We start from the raw sequence: 15,272 nt of genomic DNA on the forward strand, positions 1-15,272 counted from the left end.
AGACCAACTCCACTTAAGAAGGAAGACCGAAGATGGCTCGTATCGCCGGCATCGATCTGCCGCCCAACAAGCGCGCGGTGATCTCGCTCCAGTACATCTACGGGATCGGCAACAAGTCCGCGCAAGATATCATTGCCGCGGCGGGCATCGATCCCACGACCCGGACCAAGGACCTCACCGAGGAGCAGGCCCGTAAGATCCGCGAGATCATCGAGGCCAGCTACAAGGTGGAGGGTGACCTCCGGCGTGAAGTCACCATGAACATCAAGCGGCTGATGGACCTGGGTTGCTACCGGGGCCTTCGTCACCGCAAGGGCCTGCCGGTTCGTGGCCAGCGGACCCACACCAACGCGCGTACCCGCAAGGGTCCGAAGCGTGGCATCGTTCGGGCGAAGCCGGCCGCTCCGGCCCGGTAAACGCAGCGCCGGCCCGTAAGGTGCCGGCGTCGATCACCTCCTCCCAGGAGCAGCAATTCACATGGCTGACGAGATCAATACTTCGGCTGCGGCGCCCACGGGCACCGAGGGCGAGGCCCCTGCCGCGAAGAAGTCGAAGCGCAAGGGCAAGAAGAGCATCCTCAACGGCGTGGTCCACATCCAGTCCACGTTCAACAACACCATCATCACGATCACGGACGTGTCCGGGAACGTGATCTCCTGGTCGTCCGCCGGGGCGCGTGGCTTCAAGGGAAGCCGCAAGTCCACCCCGTTCGCGGCGCAGGTGGCCGCTGGCGACGCCGCGGCGAAGGCGATGGAGCACGGCCTGAAGAACGTGTCCGTGTTCGTGAAGGGCCCGGGCGCGGGCCGCGAGTCGGCGCTGCGTGCGCTGGCCGCCGCCGGTCTGAAGATCAACCTCATCCGCGACGTGACGCCCATCCCGCACAACGGATGCCGTCAGCCCAAGCGTCGCCGCGTCTAACCCCTTCGTCAGGGCAGCCCTCACACCCTGGTGTGGGGGCGGCTCCAGATCACCTCTAAGGACCTCTCAATGGCTCGTTACACTGCCAGCGCCTGCCGCATCTGCCGGCGCGAAAACCTGAAGATGTACCTCAAGGGCGACCGTTGCTACACGGACAAGTGCGCCATTGAGCGCCGCCCCTATCCCCCGGGTCAGCACGGCCAGGGCCGCGTGAAGTTCTCCGGCTACGGCGTGCAGCTGCGCGAGAAGCAGAAGGTCAAGCGCATGTACGGCCTGCTGGAGAACCAGTTCCGCGGCTACTACCACCGCGCGTCCGCCGCCAAGGGCAAGACGGGTGAGAACCTCCTGCAGCAGCTGGAGCTCCGCCTGGACAACGTGGTGTTCCGCATGGGCTTCGCGGACACGCGCAACGAGGCGCGCCAGCTGGTGCGTCACGGTCACTTCCAGGTGAACGGCCGCAAGGTGAACATCCCCTCGTTCGCCGTGAAGCCGGGCACCGCGGTGGAGGTGGTGGAGAAGAGCCGCAAGGTGCTCCGCATCTCCGAGGCGCTGGAGACGGTGGACCGCCGTGGCGTTCCGCAGTGGATCTCCCTGGACAAGAAGGCGTTCAAGGGCACGGTCACCACGGTTCCGAACCGTGAGGACCTGACGATGCCCATCTCCGAGCAGCTCATCGTCGAGCTCTACTCGAAGTAAGTACGCTGGATGTCGCAGTGGACGCCCTGGCCGACGAGGCCGGGGCGTCTTGCTTTCAAGCAGTCGCAGTCCCGCGTGCGCATCCTCCCGCCAGGCCGGTGGGTAAGTCGGTGGTGCGGCACGAACCGAGGAGCGGTACACCATGGCTGATACGTTCGTTGCGAAGAACTGGCGTGACCTGATCAAGCCCCGTCGCATGGAGGTGGATCAGGACAGCGCGACCCCCACCTACGGCAAGTTCGTCGCGGAGCCGCTCGAGCGCGGTTTCGGTACGACGCTGGGCAACTCGCTCCGCCGGGTGCTGCTGTCGTCGCTGCAGGGCGCCGCCATCACCTCCGTGAAGATTGAAGGCGTGGACCACGAGTTCACCACCATCCCCGAGGTGTCCGAGGACGTCACGGACGTCGTGCTGAACCTGAAGGAAGTCCTCCTTCGGATGCACACGAACGAGACGAAGACGCTCCGCATCGAGGCGGAGGGCCCCAAGGAGGTCAAGGCCGGTGACATCATCACCGACCCGGACACCGAGATCCTCAACCCGGGCCACCACATCTGCACCATCTCCGAGGGTGGCAAGCTCCGCATGGAGCTGACCTGCCGCCGCGGCCGCGGTTACACGCCGGCCAACGTGAACAAGGTCGCCGGTTCGCCCATCGGTACCATCCCCATCGACTCGCTGTTCTCGCCCATCCGCAAGGTGAACTACCAAGTCACCAACGCGCGCGTCGGTCAGGTCACGGACTTCGACAAGTTGTCGCTCGAGGTCTGGACGGACGGCTCCGTGTCCCCGCAGGACGCGGTGGCGTACGCGGCGAAGATCATCAAGGAGCAGCTCACCGTCTTCGTGAACTTCGACGAGACGGAGGAGCCCGTCGTCGCCGAGGCGCCGAAGGAAGAGGCGAAGCTGAACGAGAACCTGTTCCGCTCGGTGGATGAGCTCGAGCTGTCGGTCCGCTCGGCGAACTGCCTGCAGCAGGCGAACATCAAGTCCATTGGCGACCTCGTGCAGCGCACCGAGGCCGAGATGCTCAAGACGAAGAACTTCGGCCGCAAGTCTCTGAAGGAGATCAAGGAGATCCTCGCGGAGATGGGCTTGTCGCTGGGCATGAAGCTGGAGAACTGGCCGCCGAAGCAGGCGCCGGCTCCCGCGCAGCCGAAGGCGTAGTAGGGTTCACGCAGGGCCTCCCCACGCGGCCGCGGGTACGGCGGTCAGCGGCGCGAGGGGAGGGGGCTGGGACGTCTTCCGGTCCGAATGACAGCGGCGGGCCCCGTACCGGGTCCGCCCATCCCACCCGGTACCTGATACGGCCGGAGTGGTGGAGTCCTCACCAGGACTCCGGAGCACGACGATGCGCCATAAGGTCGGACAGAGGAAGCTTCACCGCAGCACGAGCCACCGGCTCGCGATGCTCAACAACATGGTGACCTCGCTGCTGGAGCACCAGGCCATCCGCACCACGCTTCCCAAGGCCAAGGAGGCCCGGAAGATCGCGGAGCGGATCATCACCCTGGGCAAGCGTGGCGGCCTCGCCAACGTTCGCCTGGCGGCCCGTACGGTCAAGGACCGCGACGTGCTGCAGAAGGTGTTCAGCGAGTACAAGGACCGGTACGCCAGCCGTCCCGGTGGCTACACCCGCATCGTTCGGCTCGGCTTCCGCCGGGGCGACGCCGCGGAGATGGCCCTCCTGGAGCTCGTGGACCGGCCGGAGAAGGCCGCTCCCGTCGACACCGAGGCGGCTGCGCCCTCGGACGAGGCGAAGGCGGAGTAGTCCCGTACGGACTGCATACCTGGCCCCTTCGAGAGAAGGGGCTGGGGGCAACGCGAGGGCGCGCTTCCGAAAGGAAGGGCGCCCTTCGTGTTTCCACGGCGTGCTACCGCTGCGGCTTGCGAATGCGCTCCCAGGCGGCGTTGAGGTCCTCGGTGAGGTCCGCGCTGTCATCCCGGCTGCGCATCTGGATGGACTGGAAGCGGAGGTCCGCGGGCGCGGCGCCGCTGGAGCCCATCAGCTGCTTGGGGGTGATGGTGATGAACTCACCCGGGGCCACCGTCAGCACCGCCGCCTGATACTGCCCGTTGACGGTGAGGGTGACGTCGTACCAGGGCTCCTTGCTCTCGTTCCAGATGGTGACCGAGGGCCGGTCCAACCTGTCACTGAGCACCAGGCGCGCGTCCATGTCCCCCTTGCGCACCGTGCTGCCCGGGCACGCAATGGCCAGGCTCATCACCGTCATCACCAGCCAGCCGGCGATGATGGACGCCTTGTATTTGAAGAAGCGGTCGCTCCGTCGGAAATCCGCGACCAACTCCTTGAGGATGGAGAGGCCGTTGAGGAGGTGGTTCGACGCATCTCCCGCCAGGCGCTTCCCCAGCGGGCCGTCTGGCTTCTCCTTCAGCAGAGGCTCGGCGCGCGCGGCGGACATCACCCGCAGGTTGGACTGGCTGGGCGCGCGCGGCATGCCGGGGTTCGTCGGCGTGCGCGGCTGAGAGCCAGACGGAGACGCCGCCCGAGGAGGCTGCGTTCCAGGCTGAGGGGGCTTGCGACCGTCGCTCATCGGACAGCGAGTGTAGAGGGCTGGGCCCGTGGATGGCTACTGTGCCTTGAGTTGCTGAAGCGCGCGTGACGCCACCGCGTTTTCAGGCTGGGTCTCCAACACCTTCATCAGCCAGCGCTCGGCCTCACTGGCTGCGGTCTTCCGTGCCTCGGGACGCGAGGCCTTCATCGCCTGCTCGGTGTAGAGCAGCCCCAGCCGCAGGCTGAACTCCATGTTCTCCGGGTCCTTTTCGACCACGCGGCGCAGCTCGCGCTCGGCGGCGGCGAAGTCACCCTCCAGTTGGTACACGAGCGCCAGCTTGCCTCGCATCGCCACGGCTTCCGGTGCCAGGGAGGTGGCCACGGTGAAGGACTCGCGGGCGGCCGTGAGGTCCCTGCGCTCCAGGTGGATGTCACCCAGGTGGAACCACGCGGTCTCCAGCAACGGATGGAGCGCCACGGCTTTCTCGAAGGAGACACGAGCCGCGTCGGGGCGCTGGCGCGCCAGGTAGAGCTCGCCCAGATAGAAGTGGTTCTTGCCGTCGCGGGGGGCGCGTTCGATGGCCTGCTTGAACTCATCCACCGCGCGACCCGCGTCATCCAGGCGTTGGTAGGCCAGGCCCAGCAGGGCATGCACCACCGCGACGTCCGGGTAGTCGAGCAGGATTTCCTCGAAGGCGAGGATGGCGTGCTGGGGCGCATCCAGGTCCTTGAGGTAGCGCATGCCTTCTTCCAGCTTGGCCTCGGCGGCCTTGGGGAAGCCGGAGAAGGGATCCGCGATTTGCTCCATCAGTGCCCGCGCGGTGGTGACGTCGGCCGGCGTGGGCTGGCCCCGCACCACCGTGCCCAGGGCTTCCACGGCCCCGGGCGCGTCTCCCGTTCGGTGCAGCGCCTTGGCCAGCGGCAGGCGCCAGGCGGTGCGGTCTGGCGCCAACGCCGTGGCGCGCCGCAGGGGCCCGAGCGCCTCCGTGTACTGTTCGGACTCCAGCTGCGCGAGCCCCAGCCGGTAGTGGAACTCCGCGGTGTCCGGTGCCAGGGCCGTGGCGCGCTCGAAGGCGGCGACGCTGGGCGCCCCCGCATCGCGAGCGCGCGAGAAGAGGGCGAGGCCCAGCATGTACTGGTCGACCGCACGCTCACCCGCCGCGATGCGTTTCTGGAGCTCCGCGATCCACGCGTCCGTCTGCCCCGCCTTCACGTAGGCCTCGGTGAGCGAGCGCGCCACGTCCAGGTCGTCCGGCGTTTGCCGGTGCAGGTCCGTCAGCAGCCCCAGGGCCTTCGTGGGCTGATGCTCGTCCAGGTAGGCCCGCGCCTGGGAGAGCGGATCGGTGGGGCGCGCCTTGGCGGAGGTCGAGGAGGTGGTGCTGCAACCAGTCAGGAGGCCCACGCCGAGTACCGCGGCGCGAATCCAGGGACGGGAACGGAGGTGGCGAATGGTCATCTCGGAGAGGCGTCTCAGGTGGAGGAGAGGGCTCGGGCGCGCGCGTCGCTGACGCCCTCGGCGCCCGCGGCGGCCACGGCGTCATCCACGTCGCCGCCCTTGCCCCCGAGGGACAGGCTGTCCGCGATGATGACGGCGCGGACGGCTCGGGCCAGCCCTTCGCGGTCGTTCTCGGCGAACGTGGTCGTGTCGATGGGCTTGCCAATCTTCACGCGGATGGGACCGGGGGTGATGTTCCAGGTGGACTTGGGCATCAGCTCACCGGAGCCCTCGATGGTGACGGGGCAGACGGGGACGCGGGCCTTCAGCGCCAGGGCGAAGGGGCCCTTCTTGAAGGGCAGGACGCGGCCGTCCGTCGAGCGGGTGCCTTCCGGATACAGGAAGATGCTGGTGCCGCCGCGAATCTTGGCCGCTGCCGCGTTGAGCGAGGCAATGGCCTTGGAGCGGTTGGACCGGTTGATGAAGACGTGGCCCGCGAGCGCCAGGTACCAGCCGATGAGGGGCACCCACTTGAGCTGCGTCTTGGCGACGTAGCGGAAAGGGACGGGGACGGCCAGGAAGTGCGCCGGGATGTCGATGGTGGACTGGTGGTTGGCCACATAGATGGTGGGCCGATTCGGGTCCACGTTCTCCTGGCCGATGACTTCCAGCTTCGCGCCCCCTGCCCACAGCAGCACGGGCGACCAGAGCTCGCGCGCCACCCAGATGGAGCGCGATGGGTTGAGCGTGAGCAGCATCGCCAAGATGGCAAGGGGGAAACAGAAGAGCGTCCAGACGCCCGCCACGAAAATGCAAAAGAGCTTGCGCATCCCTCAGCCCGCCTCCTGGGGGCCGATGTTCAGGGCCGGAAGGTGCCCGGGCCCGCGGGCTTGCCCGCCGAAGCTCCCTGGACAGACGCTCAGGCGGCGACTCCCACGAGGGAGGACGGCGGCACCTGTCACGCGTTGAACGGGACGACGGGGGGGCATGCACTTCTTCTACCACGTCCTACCTACACGTTGTTTCTGGTGCGCGCCGCTCGGCGGGGTTACAAGCAGGGGTGGTGTGGCCAGGAAAAAGTTCATCGCCATCGCGGGCAACATCGGCGCCGGAAAGACGGAGCTGACGTCCTTCCTCTGCCGGAAGTACGGGTTGACGCCCTCCTTCGAACCCAACGACCAGAACCCCTATCTGGCAGACTTCTACAAGGACATGAAGACGTGGGCGTTCCGCTCACAGCTCTTCTTCTTGACGCACAAGTTCCGCCTGCACCGGGAGCTGGAGCGCACCTCCGGGACGGTGCTTCAGGACCGCACCCTCTATGAGGACGCGGAGATCTTCGCCAAGAACCTCCACCGGCAGCGGCTCATCGACAAGCGGGACTGGAAGACGTACTGCGAGCTGTACGAGACGATTTCGGAGTCGTTGCGCCCCCCCGACCTGATGATCTACCTCCGCTGCCCGGTGCAGACGATTCGTGAGCGCATCCGCATCCGCGGCCGGGCCATGGAGCGGGACATCCCCACCCGCTACCTGCAGCGCCTCAACGCCCTCTACGAGGAGTGGTTCGAGGGCTACCGCCTGTCGCCGGTGCTCGTGCTTCCCACGGACAAGCTCGACTATTTGACCAACTTGGTGGACCGCGTGGACCTCTTTCGGCAGATCGAGAAGCACCTGTGATGGAGGTCTACCTGCTGGCGACGGAGCAGGAGGGCCCGGCTCCGCTCGATGCACTGCGCGCGTCCTTCGCGAACGATGAGGTGGAGTTCACCCCGGACGCGGACGGCGAGGGTTTCACGCTGCGGGCGGACGGCTCCGAGGTGCTGGTGCGTCTGACGCGGGGCTCCGAGGGACTGCCGCGCTTCCGCAAGGAGGTGTTCAGCGGCAGCCCGGAGGCCTTCGAGCGGCTGGGGCGCGCCAAGGCCTACTACCATCTGTCCGTGGAGCCGGGCGGGGCGCAGCCCACGCTGCCTGTCTTCGAGGCACTGTGGGCCGTGCGCACGCTGCTGGAGCACGTGCAGGGCGTGCTGGTGGACCTCACGGCCTTCAAGCTTCATGAGCCCGACGACGTGGCGGAAATCACGGAGCTGGACTTCGACATCCGCGACCACGTCCACCTCCATGCCGTGGAGGCGACGGAGGGGGACACGCCCCTGTGGGTGCACTCGCACGGGATGGAGAAGTTCGGGGCCCGGGACCTGGAGATCTTCCACCTGGCCGAGAAGGACCTGCTGGCCGCGGAGAGCTTCCTTCACGAGCTGTGCACCGACCTGGCCTTCGGGCAGGGGCCAGCGCTGCGCACCCAGGTGGGCACCAGCGAGGGGCAGGTCTTCACGCTCGTGCCCTCGGAAGAGGCCCGCGCCAACCTGTTGGGCGTCCCCCTGGACACCTTCGAGGGCCATGAGGGGCTCTTCCTCACCGTGGTGTCCCCACTGGGCCGGCACAACACGTCCCAGTTGTTGGAACCCTATCGCGAGCGCTTCGAGAAGGAGCCGGAGGAGCAGACGCAGGCCATGCGGCGGGAGGCCCAGTTGGTGCTCCCGTCCTTCCTGGCGCGCTTCCAGCGCAAGGGCCTGATGGAGCCGCTCACCTTCCTGGTGCGTGCTCCCTTCGACACCCATCCCGAAGGGAACACCGTCACGGAGAACTTGTGGTTGGAGGTCATGGGCAGGGACGAGGGCTCCGTAGTGGGCAAGCTCGTTGATGGCGCGGTGCATACAACCGAGTGGCGCAAGGGTGCCCACGTAGAGGTCGCGGAGACCCAGGTCAACGCGCTGGCCATCAGCCGGGAAGGCCGGGCGTTGGACGAGCGGGAACTCCGTGAACTCCTGAACGCCGAACGGCCGATGTAGCAAGCGGCGCCGGGGGGCCTTGCCCAGCCATCGCGGGGCGCTAGGCTCCGCGCCCCATGCCCGCCCTCCTGCTGCTCACCGGTCCTTCCGCGGGGCGTCGTCACGACGTGCTCGCGGAGGTGACGATTGGCCGCAGCCCGTCGTGTGAAATCCCGCTGGATGACCACCAGGTCTCCCGCAAGCACGCGCTGATTTCCGTTCTCGACGGGCAGGCGCGCATCCGCGACTTGCGCTCGCGCAACGGGACGTTCGTCAACGGCGAGCGCCTCGTGGATGAGGTGGTGCTCAAGCCCGGGGACCAGGTGCGCGTGGGCGCGACGACGGCCCTCTTCGAGCCGCCCCCGGTGACCCTGGTGGCCGACGGGCCGGAGAAGATGGGGCAGGTGCCCATCGAGGAAGTGTTGCCTCACGTGGGTACGGCGGCGGCGATTTACTCGGCGGGCATCGCTCTGCTGGGAGCGACGAGTGGCGCCCTGGTGCTGCGGCGCCTGGCGGATGAGGTCGCGCACGCACTCAATGCCGACCGCGCGGCCGCGCTGCTGGGGAGCAGTGATGGCTTGCTCACCGCGGCGGTGGCGGGCGCGGAGGCGCTGACGATGCCGCGCGCGCTGGCGCAGGCCGCGCTGGAGCGCAAGGAGTTGGTCCAGACGGATGACGTCCTCTGCGCGCCCCTGGTCGCCTCAGGCGGCATGCCCTTCGGCGTGCTGTACGTGACGCGGGCGGAGCCGAAGTTCAGTGAGGGCGAGGGCCAGTTGCTCGCGGCGCTGGGACGGTTGGGTGGCGAGGCCTACACCACCGTGCGCTCCCGCGTGGATGCGGAGCCGCCCGTGGCCGCGCTCTCCGGTACGTCCCGGCCGCTGCGGGCCTTGCTGGAGCTGGCGCGCCGCGTGGCCGCTAGCGCAGCGCCGGTGGTGATTCATGGCGAGCCGGGTGTGGGCAAGTCGCTGCTGGCTCGCTTCGTCCATGCGCGTTCACCTCGGGCCCTGGGGCCTTTCATCGTGGTGGACTGCCGGGAGCCGGCCGAGGCCGTGGAGGAGGCGCTGTTCGGCAGGGCGAGCGCGCCCGGGCAGCCGCCTGTCGTGTCCGCGCTGCTTCGCGCGGACGGGGGCTCGCTGGTGCTGCTTCATGTGGAATCGCTCGCGCGGCCAGCTTCGGAGCGGCTTGCGAGGGCCCTGGCGCGTCGCTCGGCGCCCGCGCGGCAAGGCGGCGAGGAGCCCGTGGACGTGCGGGTGCTGGCCACCGCGCCTGCGTCGGTGTCGTTGCTGGCGGCGCGCGGCGACGTGGAGTCCTCGTTGGCTCGGGCGCTGTCGGGCTTCGAACTGGACGCTCCGCCCATCCGTGAGCGGCGCGCGGACGTGCTTCCGCTGCTGGAGCAGTTCGCGGCGCGCGCGGCCCGCCGGATTCGCAAGGAGCCACCGACGCTCAGTCCCGAGGCCCGGCGGCTGCTGACGGAGTACGCGTGGCCGCAGAACCTGCGGGAGCTGGAGCTGGTGGGGGAGCGACTGGGCCTGCTGTACGCGGCGAGCCGAGTGGGCGCGCTGCAACTGCCCCCGGAGTTCCAGGAGGGCGGCGACGAGGGCGCGAAGACGCTGCAGGGACGCGTGGCTCGGCTGGAGCGCGATGCCATCGCCGAGGCTTTGCGCGAGGCGTCGGGAAAGAAGGTTCGCGCCGCGGCGCTGCTCGGCATCAGCCGGCCCACGCTGGACAAGAAGATCGAGGAGTACGGGCTCGCGGTGGAGCGGGGTCGCCGGGAGTGAGTCGGGCCGCGGCGCCTACGACTTCCGCCGGCTGAGCAGCACGCCGGAGAGGACGAGTCCCGCTCCGAACACCTGCATCCAGGTGGGCCGCTCTCCACGCACGGCCCACGCCGTGAGGGCGGCCACCACGGGGATACCCGTGTTGTAGAGCCCCGCGCGGCTGCTGCCCACCTTCTGCACGGTGCGGCCCCAGATGAAGTACGCGAGCACCAGCGGCACCAGCGCCGAGTACACGACGCCTGCCCAGGCGCTGGCGCGGATGTTCTCGGTCTCCAGGCGCAACAGCTCGGGCACTCCCGCGAGCACCACGCCCGGTGCGCCCGTGAGCATGCTGATGGCGGTGATGCGCAGCGCGGACACCTCCGGACCCACGGTGCGGATGCCCACCGTGTAGATGGCCCAGCAGAGGCTCGCGCCGACGATGAGCCCGTCGCCAAGCAAGGACGCGCCATGTTCGGACGCGCCGCGTCCCCCCAGCACCAGCAGCATCCCCAACACGCCCAGCGCCAGTGCCGCGACGAGCGGGCGGGTGAGTCGATCCACGCCGAACATGGCGCCGAGCGTGGCCACCAGCACTGGCGTCACCGCCGTCAGCATCCCGCTGTTCGCCACCGAGGTGTTCGCCAGGCCGAGGATGAAGCACAGCTGGTACACGGTGTTGCCCACCAGCCCCAGCCCCAGCAGCTTGAGGAACACCGGGCGGGGAAGCGGCTTCCAGCCTTCGACGCCGAGGAGCAGCGCGCCCATGGCCAACGCCGCGATGGTGAAGCGCAGCGACATGAAGGCCAGGGGAGGGAGCGTCTCCATCGCCTCCTTCACCACCGTGTAGTTGGTGCCCCAGGCAATCACGACACCGACGATGGCCAGGTCGGACACGGAGAATCCGCGTGAGGGGGCGGGCACAACGGCGGTGGTGGGCGTGGACACGGCGGCAGGGGAATAGGCCCGAGGGGTCGCGCGCGCAAGCCGACGTTTGGAGCCGGGCATGCTAAACGCCTGGGCATGGACCTACGCTTTTCGGAAGAGGTGCGCCGCGCGCTCGAGGCCGGCCAACCGCTGGTGGCCCTGGAGACGAGCGTCGTGGCCCAGGGCCTTCCGTATCCGGACAACCTGGCCGCGGCCCGGGCATGCGAGGAGGCCATCCGCCGCGCTGGCGCCGTTCCCGCCGCCACCGCCCTCATCGACGGGCAGCTGTGCATCGGGCTGGAGGAGCCGGAGATGCGCCGGCTGGCGGAGGGCAAGGAGCGCCTGCTCAAGGTGGGGTCCCGGGACCTGGCCATCGCCATGGCCACGCGCGCCACGGGAGGCACCACCGTGAGCGCCACGTGTGAGATGGCCGCCGCCGCGGGCATCCGTGTCTTCTCCACCGGTGGCATTGGGGGTGTGCACCGCGGGGCGTCGGAGCACTTCGACATCTCCCAGGACATCGCCGCGCTGGCTCGCTTCCCCGTCGCCGTGGTGTGCGCGGGCGCGAAGTCCGTGTTGGACCTGCCCAAGACGATGGAGCTGCTCGAGACGGCCGGCGTGCCCGTCATCGGCGTGGGGACGGACGAACTGCCGTCGTTCTACAGCCGGGGTTCCGGCATTCCCCTGGAGCACCGCGCGGATGACGTGGACACGGCCGCCCGCATCGCCCGCGCCCGCTTCGAGACACTGAAGCAGGGTGGGGTGCTCTACACCGTGCCTCCACCCGAGGAGACGTCCCTGCCTCGCAACGAGGTGGAGTTGCACATCGCCGCGACGCTCGCCGACGCGGACCGGCAGGGCATCCGCGGCAAGGCCGTGACGCCCTTCCTCCTGACGGAGATGGCGAAGCGCACCGGGGGCAAGACGCTCAAGGCCAACCTGGCGCTGCTCACCAACAACGCGCGCTTCGCCGGTCAGCTCGCCGTGGCGTACGCACGCGCGAGCTGAGTGTCCGGACGCGGGCCGCCGCTACTTCTGGAACCAGCGCACCAGATCTTCCAGTTCGCGGCGGTCCACCTCGTCGAAGATGCCCTTGTGCTCGGAGTCGATGTCGAGCACGGCGAGCAGCTCCCGGTTGCGGCCGAACACCGGGACGACAATCTCCGACGCTGAGCGTCCGTCGCAGGTGATGTGACCGGGGAAGGCGTGGACGTCCGCCACCACCACCGTCTCGCCCTTCGCCGCGGCGGCGCCGCACACGCCCTTTCCGAAGGGGATTTCCAGGCACCCGAGCGTGCCCTGGTAGGGGCCCACGCGGAGCAGCTTGCCCGGCGTGACGACGCGGTAGAAGCCCGTCCACAAGTGCCCGAAGGCGTGGTGCAGCAGGCAGCTCATGGTGGCCATGCCGGTGATGTCGTCATCGATGCCCTCGAGCACCGCGCGCGCATGCTGCTTCAGCTCGGCGTAGGCTTCGGCCTTGGGCATGCCGCGCAGATCCAGGGTGACTTCCGCCATGATGGGACCTCGCAAGGCGACCCCCCGCGAGCGTCAGGCCCCGGTAGGGTCAGCGCCCCATCCATAGCTTGATTCGCTTTCCACCGCACAGGAGCCGACATGGATTCGCTCATCCTCGATTCGAATACCTGGCTGCTCGTTCTCACGGGCGCGGGAGTCTCCGCTGAAAGCGGAGTTCCCACCTTCCGCGGGATGAGCGGACTCTGGGAGGACCAGCCCGTGGATGCCGTGGCGTCGCCCGAGGGCTTCCGGAAGGACCCGGCGCTGGTGTGGCGCTTCTACTCGGAGCGCCGCAAGGCCGCCGCCGCCGTCCACCCCAACCCGGGCCACGAGGCGCTCGTCGCCTGGGAACGCCATCTGGGGGACCGCTTCCTGCTCGCCACCCAGAACGTCGACGGCCTGCACACGCGCGCCGGAAGTCAGCGGGTGGTGGAGATGCACGGCAACCTCTTCAAGACGCGCTGCAGCGGCTGCGAGCGGCCCCCGTTCGAGGACACCACCGTGTACCCCACGGGGTCGGTGCCCGAGTGCGACGCGTGTGGAAAGCGGCTGCGGCCCCACATCGTCTGGTTCGGCGAATACCTGGACCCGGCGGACATCCAGCGCATCGAGGACTTCTCGCTGCGGGCCGCCACCTCGGGTGGACGCTTCGTCTTCCTGGCGGCGGGGACTTCTGGCGCTGTGTACCCGGCCGCTGGAATCGTGGACCAGGTGCGCAAGGCGGGCGGGAAGACGTGGCTCGTCAACCTGGACCCGGCGGAGAACTCCAACCGCTTCGAGCACCGCGTCGTAGGCAAGAGCGGGGAAGTCCTCCCGACACTCGCGAAGCTCGCCTGACGCGGGTGGCGGAAGGACAGGCGGGCACCGCGGCGCTTCCGCGTGCCACCCATGGGGGGACTACTCGAAGACGGAGATGTCCGGACCGGACGGGCTCGACGGCTTCGGCGGGGGGCGAGGCGAACGCCCAGGGGCCGCGGCTCGCACGGGCTCCAGCACCACGTTTGCCGTCTGCGTATCCCCGGCCACCCGGCGCAGGTTGAGCGTGAGCTCCTTGTCCTGGTGCCCCAGCATGCGGAAGCTGAAGGAATGCACCTTGTCGCGGCGGAGCTGGAGCTTCGTGGGCGTGGTGCCCACCATCTCTTCGCCTTCGTAGATGGATGCGCCGGACGGCGTCGAGTCGAGGCTCACCGTGAGGACGGACGACTCCTCGGGCGTTCCCGTCGTGCCGGTCGCGACCTGTGTCGTGGTCGGTGACGCATCGCGGGGGACGTTCACCACCACCGGCGTCGCGGGTGCGCTGCCGCCACCCTGGTTGCCCAGGACCACGGCCGCGCCAATACCCAGCAGGACCAGCGGCACGGCGATCAGGGCCACCTTCTTGCCGGTGGACATGCCCTCCGGCTCGGGAGGCGGGGGAGGCGGCGCGGACCGCGACGTCTGTGCGCGGACGCGGCTGGGAGAGGACGAGGTGGCGCCACCGCCGCCCTGGGCCCTGGCGACGACGACGTTGGACGGCGTGGAGCCCCGGCCCAGGGTCGGCGAGGCGCCCACCCGCGAGGAGCGGATGCCGCTCTGGCTGCCCTGACGGCTGGAACGGCTGCGGCTGTTGCTGCCGCGCTCGCTGGCGCTGGCGACGCCGCCGCTCGGCATCGCGTCGAGCTCCTCGGAGGAGAGGTCCGCCACGGTGTCCAGCATCGCGTCGATGAACTCCTGCGCGTTCTGGTACCGGTCCTCCTTCTCCGGGGCGAGCGCCTTCTTGAAGAAGGCATCCAGCGTGGCCGGCACGGGGGCGCCCTGGCGCTTGGTGTTGACGGAGGGCACCGCCTGGGTGAGCGACGCCGTCAGCGCCTTGCGCACCGTGTTCGCGCCGAAGGGCGAGCTGCCGGTGAGGCAGAAGTAGAGAACGCCCGCCATGGAGTAGAGGTCGGAGCGTTGGTCCACGGACTCGCCGCCGGCCTGCTCGGGCGGCATGTACTGGGGCGTGCCCAGCACCTGTCCGGTCGAGGTGAGCTGCTCCTCCTCCTCGGACTCCATGGCCTTCACCAGCCCGAAGTCCAGCACCTTGACGAAGTCCTGGCCGCTGAGCTGCTGCACCATGATGTTGTGCGGCTTCAGGTCGCGGTGGACACAACCTTCCGCGTGCGCGTGCGCCAGGCCCTGCGACGCCTGCTCCACGAGGCTCAATGCCCGGCGCAGGGACATGGGGCCCTGGCGCTTCACCGTCTCCTTCAGGCTTTCGCCTTCCAGGAGCTCCATCACGTAGTAGCAGGTGCCGTCCGGCGACCGGCCGAAGTCGAAGATGGTGATGACGTTGGGGTGCCGCAGTCGGCTGGCGAGCTCCGCCTCCCGGCGAAAGCGCTCGAAGAACTGGGGGGCGGCGGCCAGCGACGGGTTGAGCGTCTTCACCGCCACCGGTCGTTGCACGGACGTCTGGGTGGCGCGGAACACCATGCCCATGCCGCCCTGGCCCAGGACGCTTTCGATTTTATAACGGCCGTCGAGCACCTGGCCGAGGAGCTGGAGGCTCTGGCCTGAGCAGAGGTGGTCGACGCCGTCGGTGCTTCCACAATGGGGACAGGGGGCAGCCATGTAGGGTCGGAGTATAGACAGGCCCCGGCCCAACCCGGAAAGCCCCTGTAGGGCCCAAGGGCGAACGGGCAGGCACATCCGACATTCCCGA

Annotated in this window: 16 protein-coding genes; 10 read left to right on the plus strand and 6 right to left on the minus strand. The window is 68.8% G+C overall.

Going from position 1 to position 15,272, the window contains the following annotated elements:
- The first annotated feature begins 32 nt into the window (after window positions 1-32).
- The 5 genes from rpsM (at window position 33) to rplQ (ending at window position 3,383) form a co-directional block, all read left to right on the plus strand.
- Window positions 33-416, plus strand: coding sequence for a 30S ribosomal protein S13 (gene rpsM, locus OZ403_RS17115; RefSeq protein ID WP_011553358.1), 384 nt, complete (start codon window positions 33-35; stop codon window positions 414-416).
- A 61-nt stretch (window positions 417-477) separates the two neighbouring features.
- Complete coding sequence (gene rpsK, locus OZ403_RS17120; protein ID WP_140791196.1) at window positions 478-918, plus strand: 30S ribosomal protein S11; 441 nt, start codon at window positions 478-480, stop codon at window positions 916-918.
- Window positions 919-987: 69 nt separating this feature from the next.
- Entirely contained in the window at window positions 988-1,614 is a 627-nt protein-coding gene (rpsD, locus tag OZ403_RS17125; RefSeq protein WP_090491283.1) for a 30S ribosomal protein S4, read from the plus strand.
- A gap of 142 nt (window positions 1,615-1,756) precedes the next feature.
- Window positions 1,757-2,779, plus strand: a complete 1,023-nt coding sequence (locus tag OZ403_RS17130; protein WP_140791198.1) for a DNA-directed RNA polymerase subunit alpha — start codon at window positions 1,757-1,759, stop codon at window positions 2,777-2,779.
- A 184-nt stretch (window positions 2,780-2,963) separates the two neighbouring features.
- Entirely contained in the window at window positions 2,964-3,383 is a 420-nt protein-coding gene (gene rplQ / locus OZ403_RS17135; RefSeq protein ID WP_268784621.1) for a 50S ribosomal protein L17, read from the plus strand.
- Between the two features lie 103 nt (window positions 3,384-3,486).
- On the opposite strand, the gene OZ403_RS17140 is transcribed toward rplQ, so the two are convergent.
- The 3 genes from OZ403_RS17140 to OZ403_RS17150 form a co-directional block, all read right to left on the minus strand.
- Window positions 3,487-4,071 carry a hypothetical protein gene (locus OZ403_RS17140; protein WP_237078341.1) on the minus strand — a complete coding sequence of 195 codons (585 nt, stop codon included), beginning with the start codon at window positions 4,069-4,071 and terminating at the stop codon, window positions 3,487-3,489.
- Between the two features lie 132 nt (window positions 4,072-4,203).
- The gene (locus tag OZ403_RS17145) at window positions 4,204-5,583 is read right to left on the minus strand and encodes a tetratricopeptide repeat protein (protein ID WP_140874970.1); all 1,380 of its coding nucleotides are present in this window, start codon (window positions 5,581-5,583) and stop codon (window positions 4,204-4,206) included.
- 14 nt (window positions 5,584-5,597) lie between these two features.
- On the minus strand, window positions 5,598-6,392 hold the full coding sequence (locus OZ403_RS17150; protein WP_140791206.1) for a lysophospholipid acyltransferase family protein: 795 nt from the start codon (window positions 6,390-6,392) through the stop codon (window positions 5,598-5,600).
- Between the two features lie 235 nt (window positions 6,393-6,627).
- On the opposite strand from OZ403_RS17150, the gene OZ403_RS17155 reads away from it, so the two are divergent.
- The 3 genes from OZ403_RS17155 to OZ403_RS17165 are packed head-to-tail and all read left to right on the plus strand — an operon-like array spanning window position 6,628 to window position 10,171.
- Window positions 6,628-7,242 (plus strand): deoxynucleoside kinase, encoded by a 615-nt coding sequence (locus tag OZ403_RS17155; RefSeq protein WP_011553366.1) that lies wholly within the window; start codon window positions 6,628-6,630, stop codon window positions 7,240-7,242.
- Window positions 7,239-8,414, plus strand: a complete 1,176-nt coding sequence (locus OZ403_RS17160; protein ID WP_174259283.1) for a DUF2314 domain-containing protein — start codon at window positions 7,239-7,241, stop codon at window positions 8,412-8,414. The genes OZ403_RS17155 and OZ403_RS17160 overlap by 4 nt, the downstream gene beginning before the upstream one ends.
- 56 nt (window positions 8,415-8,470) lie before the next feature.
- The gene (locus OZ403_RS17165) at window positions 8,471-10,171 is read left to right on the plus strand and encodes an FHA domain-containing protein (RefSeq protein WP_268784623.1); all 1,701 of its coding nucleotides are present in this window, start codon (window positions 8,471-8,473) and stop codon (window positions 10,169-10,171) included.
- A gap of 15 nt (window positions 10,172-10,186) precedes the next feature.
- Here the strand turns inward: OZ403_RS17165 and OZ403_RS17170 are convergent, their stop codons facing one another.
- The gene (locus OZ403_RS17170; protein WP_140796475.1) at window positions 10,187-11,098 is read right to left on the minus strand and encodes a DMT family transporter; all 912 of its coding nucleotides are present in this window, start codon (window positions 11,096-11,098) and stop codon (window positions 10,187-10,189) included.
- A gap of 75 nt (window positions 11,099-11,173) precedes the next feature.
- On the opposite strand from OZ403_RS17170, the gene OZ403_RS17175 reads away from it, so the two are divergent.
- Window positions 11,174-12,085, plus strand: coding sequence for a pseudouridine-5'-phosphate glycosidase (locus tag OZ403_RS17175; RefSeq protein WP_140791212.1), 912 nt, complete (start codon window positions 11,174-11,176; stop codon window positions 12,083-12,085).
- 21 nt (window positions 12,086-12,106) lie between these two features.
- Here the strand turns inward: OZ403_RS17175 and OZ403_RS17180 are convergent, their stop codons facing one another.
- Entirely contained in the window at window positions 12,107-12,592 is a 486-nt protein-coding gene (locus OZ403_RS17180; protein ID WP_268784624.1) for a GAF domain-containing protein, read from the minus strand.
- A gap of 99 nt (window positions 12,593-12,691) precedes the next feature.
- Between OZ403_RS17180 and OZ403_RS17185 the strand changes: the two genes are divergently transcribed.
- On the plus strand, window positions 12,692-13,429 hold the full coding sequence (locus OZ403_RS17185) for an SIR2 family NAD-dependent protein deacylase (protein WP_268784625.1): 738 nt from the start codon (window positions 12,692-12,694) through the stop codon (window positions 13,427-13,429).
- Between the two features lie 60 nt (window positions 13,430-13,489).
- On the opposite strand, the gene OZ403_RS17190 is transcribed toward OZ403_RS17185, so the two are convergent.
- Window positions 13,490-15,049 carry a serine/threonine protein kinase gene (locus OZ403_RS17190; protein ID WP_268784880.1) on the minus strand — a complete coding sequence of 520 codons (1,560 nt, stop codon included), beginning with the start codon at window positions 15,047-15,049 and terminating at the stop codon, window positions 13,490-13,492.
- Between the last annotated feature and the right edge of the window lie 223 nt (window positions 15,050-15,272).

The organism is Myxococcus sp. NMCA1 (assembly GCF_026810205.1).
Lineage (GTDB): Bacteria > Myxococcota > Myxococcia > Myxococcales > Myxococcaceae > Myxococcus > Myxococcus xanthus_A.